Source organism: Enterococcus sp. 125944, from assembly GCF_051909435.1.
Taxonomy (GTDB): Bacteria; Bacillota; Bacilli; order Lactobacillales; family Enterococcaceae; genus Enterococcus_D; species Enterococcus_D gallinarum.
In genome coordinates this window covers 53,137-69,807 of sequence record NZ_JBQASY010000015.1, presented here as the reverse complement: position 1 = coordinate 69,807, position 16,671 = coordinate 53,137, and the positions used below count along the sequence as shown (strand labels likewise).

Here is a 16,671-nt window from a genome sequence, read left to right as displayed (position 1 = left end):
GGTTCGCAAATGAAAGGGGAGAATGAAAATTAATATACTGAGGAAGTTGTGGGTTTTAGGAACAGTATTTATGCTGGTTAGCTCCTATTTCACATCCATAATCGTTAGAGCAGAAACTATTAATGGGGCAGCTATTCTATCTGCCAAAATCATAACAGATGATTCTGAGCAGCCACAGCTATTACTAGATGTCGCACTCACGAATCAAACAAATGAGCCCATAAAAAAAGAAATAAGAATGGATCATGCCAAGCTAAAAGAAGTAGAAGAAAAACAAGAGGGATACGGTTATCAAATTAAACACAATACCCTCTATCTGACAATAGAGCCTCAACTAAATCAGACCATTCAACTGACGCTGCCCGTTGAGAAAAATTCTTTTTTGACCGAGCAAGCACCAGAATTAATTTACGAAGGTCAGATCCAAAAGGTCTCTGTTGTCATGCCGCAGGCAACAAAGGAAAAACCGACTGACACCCAGGACAATACTTCTAGAGCAGAAACGGATGCTGTAAAGGAAACAGCTGCTACAGATACACATTCAGCAGAATCCGAAGAGTCAAAATCAATAAATCCATCAAATACCAACGAAACGCTGGCAGAAAACAGAGAGACAGAAGGACCTGAAGCATCTGAAGTATCTGAAAGATCAACAGCTGCAGATGAAGTGATAAAACCTTTTTCATTCCCTAGCGTTGCTTCTGATCCAGTGTTTGATCGCAGTCATAAAGCAATCCTGCCTCAGTATACGACAGATGCGTCAGGAACCTATCCGACAGCAAGCTGGCAACCGACTGGGAATCAGAATGTGCGCAACCATCAAGGAAACAAAGACGGAGCTGCACAATGGGATGGGCAAACGGAATGGAACGGGGAACCAACGAACAAAACCAATTCCTATATTGAATATGGTGGGACTGGTTCCCAAGCAGACTATGCCATTCGCAAGTATGCCAAAGAGACCACGACACCTGGATTATTTGATGTATACCTAAATATTCGCGGAAATGTCCAAAAGGAGATCGCACCGTTAGATTTGGTTTTAGTAGTTGACTGGTCAGGTAGTATGAATGACAACAATCGAATTGGCGAGGTCCAAAAAGGGGTGGATCGATTTGTAGATACGCTAGCAGAAAGTGGAATCACAGACAACATTCATATGGGCTATGTTGGGTATTCAAGTGATGGATACAAGAATGATTCGGTCGCGATGGGCCCCTTTGATTCGGTCAAAAATGCCATTAAGACGATTACTCCAAGCAGTACTACTGGGGGAACCTTCACGCAAAAAGCCCTGCGAGATGCCGGAAACATGTTGGCAACACCAAATGGACACAAAAAAGTGATTGTTCTACTGACAGATGGTGTTCCCACTTTTTCCTACCAAGTCAGCAAAGTTCAAACAGAAACGAATGGCAGCTATTACGGCACCCAATTTACCAATAGACAAGACCAGCCGGGCAGTACTTCTCGTATTTCTAACAGCTACTATGCTCCAGACCAAAGAAATACCAATAAATTGATCAACAGTACGTTTATCGCAACCATTGGTGAAGCAATGGCATTAAAGCAGCGAGGAATTGAAATTCATGGATTAGGCATTCAACTGCAAAGTGATACTAATGCGGGATTATCCAAACAAGAAGTAGAAAACAAGATGCGGCAAATGGTGTCTGCGGATGAGAATGGTGATCTTTACTATGAATCAGCCGATCATGCACCGGATATTTCTGATTATCTCGCGAGAAAAGCGGTTCAGATATCTGGAACTGTGGCAAACGGCAAAGTAACCGATCCGATTGCTGAACCGTTTAGTTACGAACCAAATACATTAGCAGTCAAAAGTGTCGGGTCCCTTCAAGTACAAGCCATGCCCACACTCTCATTTGAAGGAAACACCGTTCATAGTGATGAAATTTATTTAGGGAAAGATCAAGAAATTCAGATCCATTATCAAGTCAGGATCCAGACAGAATCAGCAACGTTCAAACCTGATTTCTGGTACCCGATGAATGGCAGAACAACCTTCCAACCAGTAGCAACAGCAGATGAAGTGGTAGATTTTGGAGTGCCATCGGGGAAAGCACCAGGAGTCAAGCTTGATTTCAAAAAAATTTGGGAAGAATATGATCATGATCCGAGCAGCCGCCCAGAAAATGTTATCTATGAAGTGACCAGAAAACAAGTTTCAGATACGACAAATTGGCAAACAGGCTATATCAAGATTTCGCAACCGTCAAATGATACCGGAAGCTTATGGGAACGCACTAGTGTAACACAGCTTTCAAAGTCAGCAGATGATGCCTATGCCGAAACCTTAGGTCTACCCAAATACAATAATCGGGGACAAGATTTCAGCTATCAAACGACTCGAGAGCTAGCTGTCCCCGGTTATGAGCAAGAAAAAGTAGATGAAACAACGTGGAAAAACACGAAACAGTTTCAGCCATTAGCACTTAAAGTGATCAAAAACTCTTCTGCTGGCGAAAAAAATCTGGTAGGTGCTGTGTTTGAATTAACTGGCAAAAATGGCCGTACGACATTGATCGATAATCAAGATGGCAGCTACTCCTTGCCGCAAAATGTCCGACTGCAAAAAGGTGAAACCTATACTCTCACAGAAGTGCAAGCTCCTGCTGGACATGAACGTGGGAAAACAACTTGGCAAATCGAAGTCACTTCAGAGGGAATTGTGACAATCGATGGGGATGAGGTTTCTACAGAAGAACAAGTGATCACACTGACCGTGGTTAATCAATTTTCAGAATTGCCAATCGGCATTCGCAAGTATACGCTGCAAGACGGGAATGAAGTAAATTTATCTGGGGCAACATTTTCGTTGCAAAAGAAAAATTCTTCAGACCGTTATCAAACGATCGCTACGGAAAAAACAACGGATTCAGGGGTAGCCCATTTTATATTAGATCAGCCAGGTCAATACCGAATGGTCGAAGATTCAGGTCCATTGGGGTATGACACGATCGCCGGCAACTATGAATTTACGGTGGATAAATATGGAAAGATTCACTACGACGGCAAAAATGTGGATAAACAAAGTAAAGAATGGACGTTGAATCATCAAAACCAGTTAAAAGCCTTTGACTTGACCGTCCACAAAAAGGCCGACGATCAGACGCCATTAAAAGGGGCGGAATTCCGCTTGACGGGTCCAAATACAGACATTGAACGATCAGGAGAAGAGACGGATACGTTTGTCTTTGATCAGTTACAGCCGGGAAAATATGTCTTGACGGAAACATATACGCCAGAAGGGTATCAAGGATTGAAAGAGCCAATTGAAATTGTGATCAATGAAGATGGCTCAGTACAGATTGATGGCGAAGAAGTCGCTGATGTGTTAGTTGCTGGAGAAAAAAACAACCAGATTACACTAGATGTGACCAATCAGGCGAAAGTTCCACTGCCGGAAACAGGTGGAAGTGGTCGATTAGGGATTTATCTACTCGCCTTTAGTTCGATCGCCATCGCTGGTATCTACTTATACCTCCAGCGATTAGAAAGGAGGGGGTAGCGGATGAAAAGCATGCGTTGGTTTAGTGTATGCATTTTTCTAGTTGTGTTACTAGGTTTCTCCCAACAAGTTTCAGCAGGAGAAATGCAAGCGAATGTTCGCATCACGTTACACAAGTTACTATTTCCTGAAGGGCAGTTACCCCAGGAACAAATCAATTCCGGAGAAGGTACATTGCTTCAAGCTTACCGCGGTTTAAATGATGTCACCTATCACGTATACGATGTCACCGATTCTTTCTATCAATTACGGGAAGATGGTGAATCGGTGGAAGCTGCGCAAAGAAAGTTGGCTGAGCAAGGTCCTGCAGCCGGATCCCTGATTGCCGAAGGAAAGACCGAGAAGATCCAAGGAGAAGATGGTTTACTTAGCTTCACATTAGCAGCCAAGGACAGCCAGCAGCGGGATAAGGTCTATTTATTCGTGGAAGCAGAGGCTCCTAATGTCGTGAAAGAGAAAGCCGGAAACTTGGTCGTTGTTTTGCCAGTTCTTGATCAGAAAGGGAATCAAATGACCACGATTCATTTGTACCCAAAAAATGAAGAGAAGGCATACGATTTGCCGCCTCTTGAAAAAGAAGTGCAGTCCAAAACCTCTGATTTTACCTATGGCGAGAGAGTGGGTTATCAGCTGTCAACACATATCCCAGAAAATATCTTGGATTACCAACAATTCCAACTATCGGATACAGCAGATTCTACCTTATTTCTCTTACCAGAAACGATCACAGTAAAAGTAGGAACATCCGTTATGACAGGATATACACTTCAAACAACGGATCATGGCTTTGTCCTGGATTTCTCTATTCAGCAGCTAGAAAAATTTGCCAATCAAAAATTGCAAGTCTCTTACCAAATGAAAGTAATGAATGCAGAGCCTGACACAGAGATCGTAAATGAAGGGCAATTGCTGACAGATAAACATACCATCAACAAAAAAGTTGACATACGGACTGGTGGGAAACGGTTCGTCAAAAGAGATAGTCAAGATCCGCAGCGAACATTGGCAAATGCCGTATTCGTCGTAAAAAATCAAACGGGAGCCTATTTGCATGAATCAGCCCATGGTTATCAATGGCAAAGAGAAAAAGCGGGAGCTAAACGATTCACTTCTGATCAAGCCGGAGAATTTTCCGTCAAAGGGTTAAAAGATGGCCACTATTTCTTGGAAGAAATCCAAGCCCCAAAAAATTACTTGCTTAATCAAAAAGCCATTCCGTTTGTGGTTGAAAAAAATTCCTATACAACAAATGGAAAAGCAGCTACCCCACTGGCAATCATCAACAAGAAACATACTGGTTTTTTACCAAAGACTAATGAGCAACAAGCAACAGGATTGATCTTAGCCGGTGTAGCATTGATAGGTTTTGTCATTGCTGGGCTGATTGACCAAAAACAAAAACGAGGAGAAAGAAAATGAAACAAGCAAAAAAAGTATGGTACTTACTAAGTACGCTATTACTAACATTACCTGTTTTTATCAATGGGTTGGGTACAGCAGCTTATGCTGAGGAAAATGCAAGCAATGCCCAAATCGTCATTCATAAAAAGAAAATGACCGATCTTCCGGATCCGCTCATTCAAAATAGTGGGAAAGAGATGAGTGATTTTGATCAATATCAAGGTCTTGCAGATGTCACTTTCCGCATTTATAATGTGACGTCAGAATTTTATGCGCAACGAGCAGCCGGGGCAACTGTCGAAGCTGCAAAACAAGCAGTTCAAGGTCTAACCCCAGGTTCGCCAATAGCTGAAGGTATAACAGATGCAGATGGCAATATTACCCTAAATGTACCGAAAAAACAAAACGACAAAGATGCTGTCTACGTCATCAAAGAAGAACCAAAATCTGGGGTAGCGGCTGCTGCCAATATGGTCATTGCCTTCCCGGTTTATGAGATGATCAAGCAATCAGACGGCTCGTATAACTATGGGACAGAAGAATTATCTACGGTTCATGTTTACCCCAAAAATATCGTTTCAAATGATGGGGCATTACATGTGAAAAAAAGAGGTACTGCTGAAAATGAATCGTTGAATGGTGCAGAATTCGTACTCTCAAAAAATGAAGGTTCCCCAAGTACGACCAAGTATATTCAAGGGGTAAAAGATGGTCTCCACACTTGGACAACCGACAAAGGACAAGCAAAGCATTTTATTACTGGTAAAAGCTATGGAATCGGCGAAGATGATTTTACAGAATCTGAAGAGAAAACTGGTGAACTAACGGTGAAGAATCTCGAAGTGGGTTCCTATACGCTTGAAGAGGTCAAAGCACCGAACAATGCTGAATTGATTGATGATCAAACAAAGACACCCTTCACTATTGAAGCGGATAATCAAACCCCAGTAGAAAAAACCGTTAAAAATGATACATCAAACGTTGAAAAAACAACGCCTAATTTAAACGGCAAAGATGTAGCGATTGGTGAAAAGATCAAGTACGAGATTGCGGTCAATATTCCATTAGGTATTGCTGATAAAGAAGGAAATGCCAATAAATACAACAAATTTAACTTAGTAGATACCCATGATGATGCATTGACCTTTGACAATACACCTTCAGGAGATACAGCCTATGCTCTTTATGATGGTGATACACTGATCGCATCTGAAAACTATCAAGTAACTGAACAGACAAACGGCTTCACCGTCGCTGTCGATCCAGCGTTCATCCCTTCTTTAACACCAGGAGGTACATTAAAATTTGTTTACTTCATGCATCTAAATGAAAAAGCAGATCCAACGAAAGGCTTTAAAAACGAAGCCAATGTTGATAATGATCATACCAATGACCAAACGCCACCAACAGTAGAAGTCGTCACCGGTGGGAAACGATTTATCAAAGTCGATGGGGATGTTTCATCCACGCAAGCTCTAGCAGGTGCCTCTTTCGTTGTACGTGATCAAAATAGTGAGGGTGCAAACTATTTGAAGGTCGATGAAGCAGCGAAAACAGTGACTTGGGTGGCAAACAAAGCAGATGCAACAACATTCACGACGCAAGCTGATGGTCTAGTCGTCATTACTGGACTAAAATATGGTTCCTATTATTTGGAAGAAACTGCAGCGCCAGAAAATTATGTATTACTAACAAATCGAATCCAATTTACAGTGGATGAGCATTCTTACGGAACCACAGAAGAATTAGTTGCTCCTGAAAAAGTGCCTAACAAACACAAAGGAACATTGCCTTCTACAGGCGGAAAAGGCATCTATCTTTATTTAGGCAGCGGTACGCTGATCTTGATCATTGTGGGTTTGTATTTCATGAAACGAAAAGAAACTCGTTGAGTTTCTGTTTTGCTAGATTTTCACTTCTAGAAAAATTGGCAGCCTCAAAAGCAGATCTCAGCTATTTCGACCTAGTCAGATAAAAACGGGAGGTTGCAACAGACGTGGTCCGCTTCAAGAAATAAGAAAGGATTTTCTAAAATAGCTTTTCCCATTTTTTTGAAAAGCTATTTTTGAAGAAGCTGATTCTAACCGCTTGTTGAACCACTTGTTCGGAAAACGGAGCTGTGACAAGTCTTTTGTCACAGCTCCTTTAATTTTTTTGAGGAGGAAACGATGAAACAAAAAAGAGGACACCAGATAGTCGATCGATTGATGATCCTTTTGTTGTTGATTGGTGTAGGGATTTTTTCCTATCCATTCATTAGCGATGCACTGAATAATTATTTGGACCAACAGATCATTGCGCATTACCAAGCAGAAGCAAATCAAGAAAATGCCGCCGCAATGGCGAAGTTGCAAGCGCAGATCGACAAAAATCAACAGTTAGCCAAAGAAGGCGGCTCCCCCGGACTGGATCCATTCTCTGAAGCAGAGAAAATCAGTAAAAAACCAGATAAATCGTATTTTGAAAGCCATACGATCGGTGTGTTAACGATCCCCAAAATCAATGTACGAGTCCCTATTTTTGACAAGACCAATTCAGCATTGTTGGAAAAAGGCAGCTCATTACTGGAAGGGACTTCTTTTCCTACAGGAGGCAAAAATACCCACGCCGTCATTTCGGGTCATCGTGGATTGCCGCAAGCAAAACTATTTACTGATTTGCCAGAATTGCAGGAAGGCGATGAGTTTTATTTAGAAGTCTACGGCGAAACACTCGTTTATCAAGTCGATCAAATCAAAACTGTTGTCCCCACCGATACACAAGACCTTCAGATTGAATCTGGTAAAGATCTTGTCACATTGTTGACCTGCACTCCCTACATGATCAATAGTCATCGATTATTGGTAAGAGGACACCGGATTCCTTATCATCCGAAAGTCACTGATGACATAAAGAAAGTCAAACAGCAACAACAGCAGTTTCTGTGGATCCTCATTTTTACTGCCTGCGGCTTCCTCGTTTTTTGTATTTGGTGGTATAAGCGGCGAAAGAAAAAAACTGGGAACCCTCCAGTATCTAGCAGATAAAATGAGTTGGCTGATCAAAGAAACCCTGTTTTTAATAAAAAATTTTTTTGATTTACAGGGCATAAAGAAAGCTGATTTATTTGCTAGCCAGCACAACCTTTGTATCTCTTATGCTATCGAACCTGCCGTAAGACGTTAAGAGGATTGACAAAATATTCGTAAACGCTATAATGAGGGTGTATTAGTTGACAAGGACGTCTGCTGATCCTTTTGAAAACTAGCTATCAAAGAAGATACAATAAACGTATACTTATGAAGTGTCAGGGAAAGAGGTGTGAATCCTCTACAGACCTACCTACTGTATGGTGGATGAAACCAATAGAACCACAGAATGATTCTATTCTGGAAGGATTGGGAGTAAGAAGAAGCTAAGTCAGGATACCGGCTTGATAAGTCTATTCATTCTTTTGTAGGAAAAAGAAGGGGCTTCGACGATAACTGGCTTGATCTACTGTTAGTACTGTTAATGAACCACTTTTTCTATTAAAGGAAAAGTGGTTTTTTTTGTTTTTTGATACAAAGTAAAAGGAGGGATAGACAAACCGTAGGAAAGAAGAATAATCGATTTATCCGTAAGGGTTGGAAGAAAAAATTCAAAAAAAGTTGAATGCGAGGAAAAAAAGATGAAAAAAATTCTAATGACGATCATGACCATCGGACTAGTTGCTGGGATTGGATTAGCGGGTTGCGGCAAACAAGAAAACGAAGCTACGGCTTCAACTGAGAAAACAGAACAAAATTTGCCGACGAAAGACCGTAGTGGGAAAGAGATCTCATTGCCTAAAGAGGCAACTAAAATCGTTTCACTGGTTCCATCAGTAACAGAAGTTATTGATGATATAGGAAAAACGAATGAATTGGTTGCTGTTGACATGCAAAGCGGGTCACTGAATGAAGCGCTTCAGGCATTACCTCAAATGGATATGATGGCGATTGATGCAGAAAAATTGATTGCATTGAAACCGCAAATCGTCTATGTGAATGACATTAATTTAGCAAGTTCTGAAAGTGTCTGGCAGCAAGTAGAAGATGCCGGGATCACGATTGTCAATATACCGACAAGTACCAGTATTCAAGCCATTAAAGAAGACGTCCAATTCATTGCTGATAGTTTGTCAGAGCATGAGAAAGGACAAAAACTAGTCGATAAGATGACTCAAGAAATTGATGATGTTGCAAAAATCGGCAAAACTATCAAGAATCAAAAGAGTGTTTTATTTGAAGTAGCTGCATTACCAGATATTTATAGTTTTGGAAGTGGGACATTTTTAAATGAAATGATCGAAACGATTGGTGCCAAAAATGTTCTAGCAAACGAGAAAGGCTGGCTTCCTGTCGGAGAAGAAGCAGCAATTGCTGCAAAACCCGATGTTATCCTAACGAATGTTGACTATATTGACGATCCGGCAAAAGAAATCTTGGAACGGAAAAATTGGGAAAAAGTACCTGCGGTTCAAAACAAAGAAGTATTTGCCATTGATAATCGATCGAGCTCTTTGCCAAATCACCACATGACAAAAGCTTTAAAGCAAATGGCAAAAGCCATTTATCCAGAAGCGTACAAGGATTTGAAAGATGAATAAAAAGCGTTTTCTCTTACTATTGATCGTCATTAGTTTGGGAATGCTCTTACTTGGCATCAAGATTGGCAGTGTGCCGATCTCCAGCAGTGATCTGTTCAACATTCTAGCAGGAAAGAAGATTTCTGAAGATGGTATTTTGGAAGGGATTATTTGGAATGTTCGTTTACCGCGAGTCGTGCTGGCATACTTAGTAGGTGCTGGGTTGGCTGTTAGTGGAACAGTGATGCAATCTCTTTTGGGAAACCCATTGGCTTCTTCCTATACATTAGGCGTTTCAGCGGGGGCTTCCCTCGGAGCAGCATTGATCATGGTCGCAGGTATATCAGCCACGATCATTGGCAGTCTATTATTACCTTTTACGGGCTTTCTCTTCGGGTTAACGACTGTTTTTCTTGTTTTACTATTTACTCGTACGATGGATCGCCAGATGTCCAATCAAACAGTCGTTTTAGTGGGAATGGTCATGACTTTATTTGTTGGTGCAATTTTAACGTTGATTACGGCGCTCTTTCAAGATTATTTAAAAGAACTCGTCTTTTGGCAAATGGGGAGCTTTTCCGGTAGTAATTGGACAAAAATCGTCATTTATTGCCCTATCGCTATCCTAAGTACATTATTTTTATGGGGTGACGCAAATAATTTGGATGTTCTGGGTTTAGGTGAGGAGCAAGCCATGCTTTCAGGAGTTGAAGTGAAAACTGTGAAGTTAAGAATCATACTTTTTGCAAGTTTACTGGCAGGAAGTGCCGTGTCGTTTGTTGGTGTGATTGGTTTTGTAGACTTGATCGCACCGCATATTGTTCGCCGTTATTTAGGTGCTACCCACCGGTGGCTAATCCCCGGATCGGCTCTATTAGGAGGGACATTGATGGTGCTAGGAGATACGATAGCACGGACGATCTTATCGCCAAGAGAAATACCAATTGGTGCGGTGACGGCGCTTATTGGCGCCCCATTCTTTTTGTATATTTATTTCCAAAAAAGGGGAGCTGTAGCATGATTCAATTAGAAAAAGCGGCAGTGACTCTGCAGCAATCTCGTATCTTAACAGACATTTCTTTAACCTTTCAGCAAGGAAGCAAGACCTGTATCTTGGGACCTAATGGCTGTGGGAAAACGACCTTGCTAAAAACGATTGCTGGCTTGATTCCTTATAAAGGGTCTGTCATGATTGATGGACAAGAAGTAGGCGGATTAAAAAGAAAATTCTTAGCTGATAAAGTTGCTATGATGAGTCAGTTTACAACGGTGGCCTTCGATTACACGGTCTATGAAACCGTCTTGATGGGGGCTTATCGCCAACAGTCACATCGTTTTTTGCCTATCGTCTCTAAACAAGAAAAAGAACGGGTTCTTCATTACCTAGAGACTGCTCATCTGATCGATATCAAAGATAAAGTTGTCAATCAACTCTCTGGAGGACAGCAACAACGTGTTTTTTTAGCCAAACTATTCCTGCAGGATCCCGAGATCATTTTATTAGATGAGCCTAATAATCATCTGGATATTCGCTATCAGCAAGAATTGATTCATCAGTTGAATGAATGGGGCACTCACTCTAAAAAAACCATTATTGGTGTGTTTCATGACATTCGTTTAGCACTGACATTAAGTGAAGAAATCGTTTTTATGAAAGAGGGGACTATTGCTGCGAAGGGAGATTTTCAAGACATCGCTTCGAAAGCGTTTCTTGAGCATATTTTTGATGTAGATATCGTCTCTTATTTTCAACACCAACATGAAGCTTGGAAAAATATCCAGTAACTTTTGACAAGTATTTTTTTAACAGGTAATATAAAAGAAAACACAATGACGTGTTTCAATAAATGGCAACGGAGCCTAAAGTTTTCGTGTATGACAACACGTGCTTTAGGCTTTTTTTATGGAGGAAAGTATGAAACGAATGATTCTTATGGGAGCGATAGGTTGCGGAAAAACAACTTTATGCCAAGCGCTGCAAGGGAAAGAATTGCGTTATGCCAAGACACAAGCAGTCGAATTCCATACAACGATGATTGATACACCAGGAGAGTTTATATTGCATCGTCAGTACTACAATGCCTTAAACGTCACAGCAGCTGAAGCTGATGTCATTGGCTTAGTACAGAGTGCTCTCGAGACAGAACAGATTTTTTCCCCAGGATTTGGTAGCATATTCCCTAAAAAAGTGATTGGCATTTTAACGAAAGTGGATTTAGTGAATGACCCCGATCAATTAGCACATATTCATCAGCAACTGAAAAATGCGGGGGCAAAGGAGATTTTTGAAGTATCTTCTGTAGAAAAAACGGGTTTACAAGAATTGATCAATTATTTAGAAGAGGATGAGGTATGATGAAAATTTATACAAAAACAGGGGACAAAGGTATGACCAAACTCGTGGGCAGTACCACGGTCGCTAAAGATTCCGATCGGGTAGAAAGTTATGGGACGATCGATGAATTGAATTCGTGGGTAGGGTATATCATCAGTCAACTACCTTCAGAAAATCAAGCCGTCAAAAATGAATTGAAACTTTTGCAAAATTTTCTTTTTGATGTAGGAACGGATTTATCAACACCAATAGAAGCCAAGCGTCCGTTTAAACTACAACCAGAAAGTGTCACTTGGTTAGAAGAAAGAATCGACTATTTTACTGCCGAATCTCCGGATATAGATCGGTTTATTTTACCCGGTGGCACACCAGAAGCTAGTATGGTCCATGTGGCGCGAACGATCGCTCGTCGTGGGGAACGCGCGATTGTTCGTCTAAACTGGACAGCCAAGATCAATGAGCAAGTGCTGATTTTTACGAATCGATTGTCAGATTACTTTTATGCATTGGCACGCTATCTCAATGTTCAAGCCAATGAACCGGATATTTTTTATGAAAGAGGAGAAAAGGTTTTCCATAAAATAAAAGAGGAGGGATTGTAGACAGTTGCTTTTCTAAGTAAGATGTGGTAAATTCCAAGTAGATTAAACGAATATTTTATGAAGAATATGAATGGAAGTCAGTGAAAATCTGGCACGGTCCCGCCACTGTGATAAAGCAGGGTTGCTTTTAAGTCAGGTCTTTTCAATTTTTCATTATTGGGCATACTGTTTCGAGGCAAAACAGGATGTTTCTTTCCAACGCTTGTGTTGAAAATCCAGCCCAAGATATTTGTGTTAATCCATATGTTCGCACGAAGGCGTGCGTCTAGGGAATTTTGGGCTGGTCTTTCAACGATGAAGGAGATTTCAGGTACAACGGTGTACTGCTAGATTCCCTTTTCTTATTGACAATCATTTAATGACGTTGTACTCTATTTGTAAGGTTTGGTGTACAATGGCGTATACATAATGAAGCAAAGACGCTTCAAACAGACGTTTTTCGTTTGTTTGAGGCGTTTTTTTGCTATTTTTTGATTAGGAGGAATCCATATGGAAACTATTCATTTTCCTACCCAAATATGGGCAGGGGAAGGGGCATTAACCAATCTTGAAAAGCTTCGAGAAAAAAGAGTTTTTGTGGTTACCGATCCATTCATGGTTGAATCAGGTTTTGTGGATCATTTAACGAAGCATTTGTCACACAACAAATACCTTATTTTTAGTGACATCGTACCAGATCCGCCGATTGACAAGATTGTTTCAGGTATCAAGCAATTGGTTGATTTTAAAGGAGATACGATTGTCGCTTTAGGCGGAGGTTCGGCGATTGATGCAGCAAAAGCAATGAAGTTTTTTGGAGAACAGACGATGAACATCAAAGTGGATCAATTCATTGCTGTACCAACAACGAGTGGGACCGGTTCAGAAGTCACCAATTTTTCTGTGATCACAATTGCTGAAACTGGAACAAAAATACCTTTGGTTACGGATGAAATCCAACCGGATGTGGCCATTTTAGATACAGCTTTAGTCATGAGTGTTCCCCCGAAGATTACCGCTGATACTGGAATGGACGTGTTGACTCACGTCATAGAAGCATACGTGTCGACAGAAGCAAATCCGATTGCAGATGCTCTATGTGAAAAAGTGGTTCGATTGGTTTTTGAAAACTTAGAAATAGCCTATCATGATGGCAACAATAAACAAGCTCGAGAAAATATGCACCTAGCTTCTTGTATGGCCGGCATGGCCTTCAATGTAACCTCATTAGGGCTCAACCATGGGATCGCCCATGCGGCAGGAGCACGATTGCATGTACCCCATGGGCGTATGAATGCGATTTTGCTACCTGATGTGATTGCATTCAATAGTGGTTTGGCAAGTGGAAAAGTAACAAATGAAGCAACAGCAAAACGTTACGCACAGCTAGTTGATTGTATCTACTCTACGAAAACAACGAATGCTCGAATAGGCGTTCAGCAACTCATTCGACAAATCAAGCAATTGCGGAGAAAACTACAAATGCCAGCTTCTTTTACTGAATATGGGTTAACAAAAGCGGAAGTACGTGAGAATAGTGAGAAAATCGCGAGTGCTGCTCTGATAGATGGCTGCACGAGAACGAATCCCATTCAGCCAACAAAAGAAGAAGTCATAGAAATTTTGAACTCTGTCTTATAAGCGATTGACAGGATGTAGCCAATAAAATATAATGTGGGTAGCACAACGGCGTGCTTCAAAATTTAAGAGCAAAGAAGCTCCTTAGTAGAAAGCGAAAGTGGAATCTTTACGTTTTTTATTGAGGATTTTTTATTTGCTAAATTAAGGGAGCGAGTCTTGTTGGAAGAAAAACAACGAATGATTCAAGAATATGTTCCTGGGAAACAAGTCACATTGGCGCATATCATTGCAAGTCCCAATAAAGAGATTTATACAAAGTTGGGGTTACCTGAAGGAACAAGCAATGCGCTAGGAATTTTAACGATCACCCCGAGTGAAGCAGCAATCATCGCAGTGGATATTGCAACGAAAAGCGGGGATATCCAAATCGGTTTCATCGATCGGTTTTCTGGTTCGGTCGTTATTTCAGGAGATGTTAGTTCGGTTGAGGCGGCTTTACAAGCAGTAATCGAAGGATTGCAACAGATTTTAAATTTCTCCGTAACTTGTAAAATCACTAGAACATAGTCTCGAACGGACAAGGGCGTGAAGAGAATGGATGGACGAATTGTAATAGTCGATGATGAACCTATTACGAGATTGGATATTCGTAATATTGTGGCAGAGGCAGGATATGAAGTGGTCGGTGAAGCGGCAGATGGATTTGAAGCGATTGAAGTTTGTAAAAAGACACGTCCTGATTTAGTGATTATGGACATCCAAATGCCAATTTTAGATGGTTTAAAAGCTGGTAAGAAGATCGTTCAAGACCAGCTAGCCAGTAGTATTGTCTTTTTGTCCGCCTATAGTGATGTCCAGAATACGGAAAAGGCAAAGAAACTCGGTGCACTAGGTTATTTAGTCAAGCCATTAGATGAAAAGTCGTTGATACCTACAATTGAAATGAGCATTGAACGAGGAAAACAGACGCAATCTTTACTAAGTCAAATCGATAAATTAAGTTTGAAGTTGGAAGAACGAAAAATTATCGAAAAAGCCAAGGGGATCCTTGTTAAGGAGAATCATATTACTGAAGAGGAAGCCTATCAAATGTTAAGGACATTAAGTATGAATAAACGAGCGCGGATGGGTGAAATTGCTGAACTAATTGTAATGGATGATGAGTAGATGAAACGATTAGCGCAATTATGTAGACAATATACCAATCTATCTGAGTCAGATATCAAAGAGTTACAACGAACAGCAAACTATCTTTCTTCAACAACACTCTACCAAAGTGCGGATGTATTCATTGATGTGTATAAAGAAATGTCGCAACAAGCATTAGTCGTTTATCACAAACCACCTACAAAAGCAGACTCTTTATACAGTGGTGATGTTGTTGGTATGGAAGCATTGTTAGAAAATGAACCAGGTGTGTTGCGAACCATGCAAACAAGCTTGAACAGTATCGGCCTGCTAGCTGTGACGCAAGAAAATCGGTTGATCAAGCAAAATATTTATCCGATTCGAAATGAGCATCGAACAATTGGTGTCATTATTGTTGAGATGGCAGCAGATGGAGAGATTCAAGCAGATCTGCATAAGGAAGAGCTGAATCATTGCCAATTAGCTAAAGTGGCGAAATCAACGAGTCAAGTAGATGCGTTGTTTATTGATCAATTAGCTGAAGCTGTTTTGATTTTTGATGCAGCGGGGCATCTATTGATTACCAATAATAATGCACAGGAATTGTATCGAAAATTGGGCTATCGCGATAATATTATTGGTATGAGCTATGATAATTTGTCCATTGACTACACGACATTTGAGTATGTTCTTTACCAAATGAGGTATAAAGTCAGCAATCAACCAATTGAAAGCAACACAACTTACTTGAATTATTATTTTAAAATCCGCAAAGTTTGGCTGGAATCCGAAGCGCAATTAGTGATGATCATTCAAGATAACACGGAATTCAAAGAAAAAGAAGCCGAAATCATTTCCAAATCAGTTGCGATTCGTGAAATTCATCATCGTGTCAAAAATAATTTGCAGTCTGTTGTCTCTTTATTGCGTATTCAAGAACGAAGAACACAGAGCTTAGAAGCAAAAAAGGTCCTTCATGAAAGTGTGAACCGAATCATGGCCATTGCGGCCACCCATGAATTGCTGTCCAAACAGGTCAAGGACGACGTGGCATTACGGCAAACATTGGAAGCAGTGATGTATAATTTTCGGCATCTTTTTCAAGGGGCACAATCGTTAGAAATGACCATGGATGTGGATCCAGCAATTATGGTTTCCAGTGAGCAAATGGTGACGATCTCTTTGATCGTCAACGAACTGCTGCAAAATATTTTCGATCATGCGTTTGATTCACCAGCTAGCGGCGTTGTGAAAGTGATTGGAACATTAGATAACAAAATGATTACTATCACAGTGATGGATAACGGTAAAGGCTATGATGTTCATCAAAAGAATGAGAATAGTTTGGGCTTAATGATTGTAAAAAGCTATGTTAAGGACAAACTAAAGGGAAAAATTATGATAGAATCAAATGATCAGGGGACCAAAACCTGTTTTTATTTCGAACAGAACACCAGTGATGTTGTTCAGTGATTAAGCAAAGGCGCTTAAAGAAAAGTAGAAAGAAATTTTCTACGAATTCTTT

The 16,671-nt window shown here is 40.6% G+C and carries 13 protein-coding genes and 2 riboswitches; all 13 genes read left to right on the top strand.

Annotated features, from left to right (window positions below):
• Window positions 1–22 precede the first annotated feature (22 nt).
• Complete coding sequence (locus ACTFWY_RS12810; protein ID WP_439927010.1) at window positions 23–3,532, top strand: vWA domain-containing protein; 3,510 nt, start codon at window positions 23–25, stop codon at window positions 3,530–3,532.
• Between the two features lie 3 nt (window positions 3,533–3,535).
• The gene (locus tag ACTFWY_RS12805) at window positions 3,536–4,951 is read left to right on the top strand and encodes a SpaH/EbpB family LPXTG-anchored major pilin (RefSeq protein ID WP_081131271.1); all 1,416 of its coding nucleotides are present in this window, start codon (window positions 3,536–3,538) and stop codon (window positions 4,949–4,951) included.
• A complete protein-coding gene (locus ACTFWY_RS12800) occupies window positions 4,948–6,825 on the top strand; it encodes a SpaH/EbpB family LPXTG-anchored major pilin (protein ID WP_439927013.1) in 1,878 nt (625 codons plus the stop codon). The genes ACTFWY_RS12805 and ACTFWY_RS12800 overlap by 4 nt, the downstream gene beginning before the upstream one ends.
• A 276-nt stretch (window positions 6,826–7,101) precedes the next feature.
• Entirely contained in the window at window positions 7,102–7,959 is an 858-nt protein-coding gene (locus ACTFWY_RS12795) for a class C sortase (protein WP_113850063.1), read from the top strand.
• Window positions 7,960–8,197: 238 nt separating this feature from the next.
• A riboswitch (cobalamin riboswitch) is annotated at window positions 8,198–8,363 on the top strand.
• Between the two features lie 219 nt (window positions 8,364–8,582).
• On the top strand, window positions 8,583–9,542 hold the full coding sequence (locus ACTFWY_RS12790) for an ABC transporter substrate-binding protein (RefSeq protein WP_002345870.1): 960 nt from the start codon (window positions 8,583–8,585) through the stop codon (window positions 9,540–9,542).
• Window positions 9,535–10,542, top strand: coding sequence for a FecCD family ABC transporter permease (locus tag ACTFWY_RS12785; protein ID WP_002345869.1), 1,008 nt, complete (start codon window positions 9,535–9,537; stop codon window positions 10,540–10,542). The genes ACTFWY_RS12790 and ACTFWY_RS12785 overlap by 8 nt, the downstream gene beginning before the upstream one ends.
• The gene (locus ACTFWY_RS12780) at window positions 10,539–11,306 is read left to right on the top strand and encodes an ABC transporter ATP-binding protein (RefSeq protein ID WP_041119380.1); all 768 of its coding nucleotides are present in this window, start codon (window positions 10,539–10,541) and stop codon (window positions 11,304–11,306) included. The genes ACTFWY_RS12785 and ACTFWY_RS12780 overlap by 4 nt, the downstream gene beginning before the upstream one ends.
• Before the next feature lie 130 nt (window positions 11,307–11,436).
• The gene (locus ACTFWY_RS12775) at window positions 11,437–11,877 is read left to right on the top strand and encodes a EutP/PduV family microcompartment system protein (protein ID WP_041119378.1); all 441 of its coding nucleotides are present in this window, start codon (window positions 11,437–11,439) and stop codon (window positions 11,875–11,877) included.
• On the top strand, window positions 11,877–12,458 hold the full coding sequence (locus ACTFWY_RS12770; protein WP_041119595.1) for a cob(I)yrinic acid a,c-diamide adenosyltransferase: 582 nt from the start codon (window positions 11,877–11,879) through the stop codon (window positions 12,456–12,458). The genes ACTFWY_RS12775 and ACTFWY_RS12770 overlap by 1 nt, the downstream gene beginning before the upstream one ends.
• A gap of 44 nt (window positions 12,459–12,502) precedes the next feature.
• A riboswitch (adenosylcobalamin (AdoCbl) riboswitch) is annotated at window positions 12,503–12,652 on the top strand.
• A 295-nt stretch (window positions 12,653–12,947) separates the two neighbouring features.
• A complete protein-coding gene (locus ACTFWY_RS12765; protein WP_002345865.1) occupies window positions 12,948–14,078 on the top strand; it encodes a 1-propanol dehydrogenase PduQ in 1,131 nt (376 codons plus the stop codon).
• A gap of 159 nt (window positions 14,079–14,237) precedes the next feature.
• Window positions 14,238–14,585 (top strand): ethanolamine utilization microcompartment protein EutS, encoded by a 348-nt coding sequence (gene eutS / locus ACTFWY_RS12760; RefSeq protein ID WP_002345864.1) that lies wholly within the window; start codon window positions 14,238–14,240, stop codon window positions 14,583–14,585.
• 27 nt (window positions 14,586–14,612) lie between these two features.
• Window positions 14,613–15,185, top strand: a complete 573-nt coding sequence (locus ACTFWY_RS12755) for an ANTAR domain-containing response regulator (protein ID WP_439927027.1) — start codon at window positions 14,613–14,615, stop codon at window positions 15,183–15,185.
• Window positions 15,186–16,619, top strand: coding sequence for a sensor histidine kinase (locus tag ACTFWY_RS12750; protein WP_041119374.1), 1,434 nt, complete (start codon window positions 15,186–15,188; stop codon window positions 16,617–16,619). It begins immediately after the preceding gene.
• The last annotated feature ends 52 nt before the right edge of the window (window positions 16,620–16,671 follow it).

Coding starts and splice junctions, on each gene's coding strand:
- ACTFWY_RS12810 (WP_439927010.1), top strand. CDS start 23: ATGAAAATTAATATACTGAGGAAGTTGTGGGTTTTAGGAACAGTATTT.
- ACTFWY_RS12805 (WP_081131271.1), top strand. CDS start 3,536: ATGAAAAGCATGCGTTGGTTTAGTGTATGCATTTTTCTAGTTGTGTTA.
- ACTFWY_RS12800 (WP_439927013.1), top strand. CDS start 4,948: ATGAAACAAGCAAAAAAAGTATGGTACTTACTAAGTACGCTATTACTA.
- ACTFWY_RS12795 (WP_113850063.1), top strand. CDS start 7,102: ATGAAACAAAAAAGAGGACACCAGATAGTCGATCGATTGATGATCCTT.
- ACTFWY_RS12790 (WP_002345870.1), top strand. CDS start 8,583: ATGAAAAAAATTCTAATGACGATCATGACCATCGGACTAGTTGCTGGG.
- ACTFWY_RS12785 (WP_002345869.1), top strand. CDS start 9,535: ATGAATAAAAAGCGTTTTCTCTTACTATTGATCGTCATTAGTTTGGGA.
- ACTFWY_RS12780 (WP_041119380.1), top strand. CDS start 10,539: ATGATTCAATTAGAAAAAGCGGCAGTGACTCTGCAGCAATCTCGTATC.
- ACTFWY_RS12775 (WP_041119378.1), top strand. CDS start 11,437: ATGAAACGAATGATTCTTATGGGAGCGATAGGTTGCGGAAAAACAACT.
- ACTFWY_RS12770 (WP_041119595.1), top strand. CDS start 11,877: ATGAAAATTTATACAAAAACAGGGGACAAAGGTATGACCAAACTCGTG.
- ACTFWY_RS12765 (WP_002345865.1), top strand. CDS start 12,948: ATGGAAACTATTCATTTTCCTACCCAAATATGGGCAGGGGAAGGGGCA.
- ACTFWY_RS12755 (WP_439927027.1), top strand. CDS start 14,613: ATGGATGGACGAATTGTAATAGTCGATGATGAACCTATTACGAGATTG.
- ACTFWY_RS12750 (WP_041119374.1), top strand. CDS start 15,186: ATGAAACGATTAGCGCAATTATGTAGACAATATACCAATCTATCTGAG.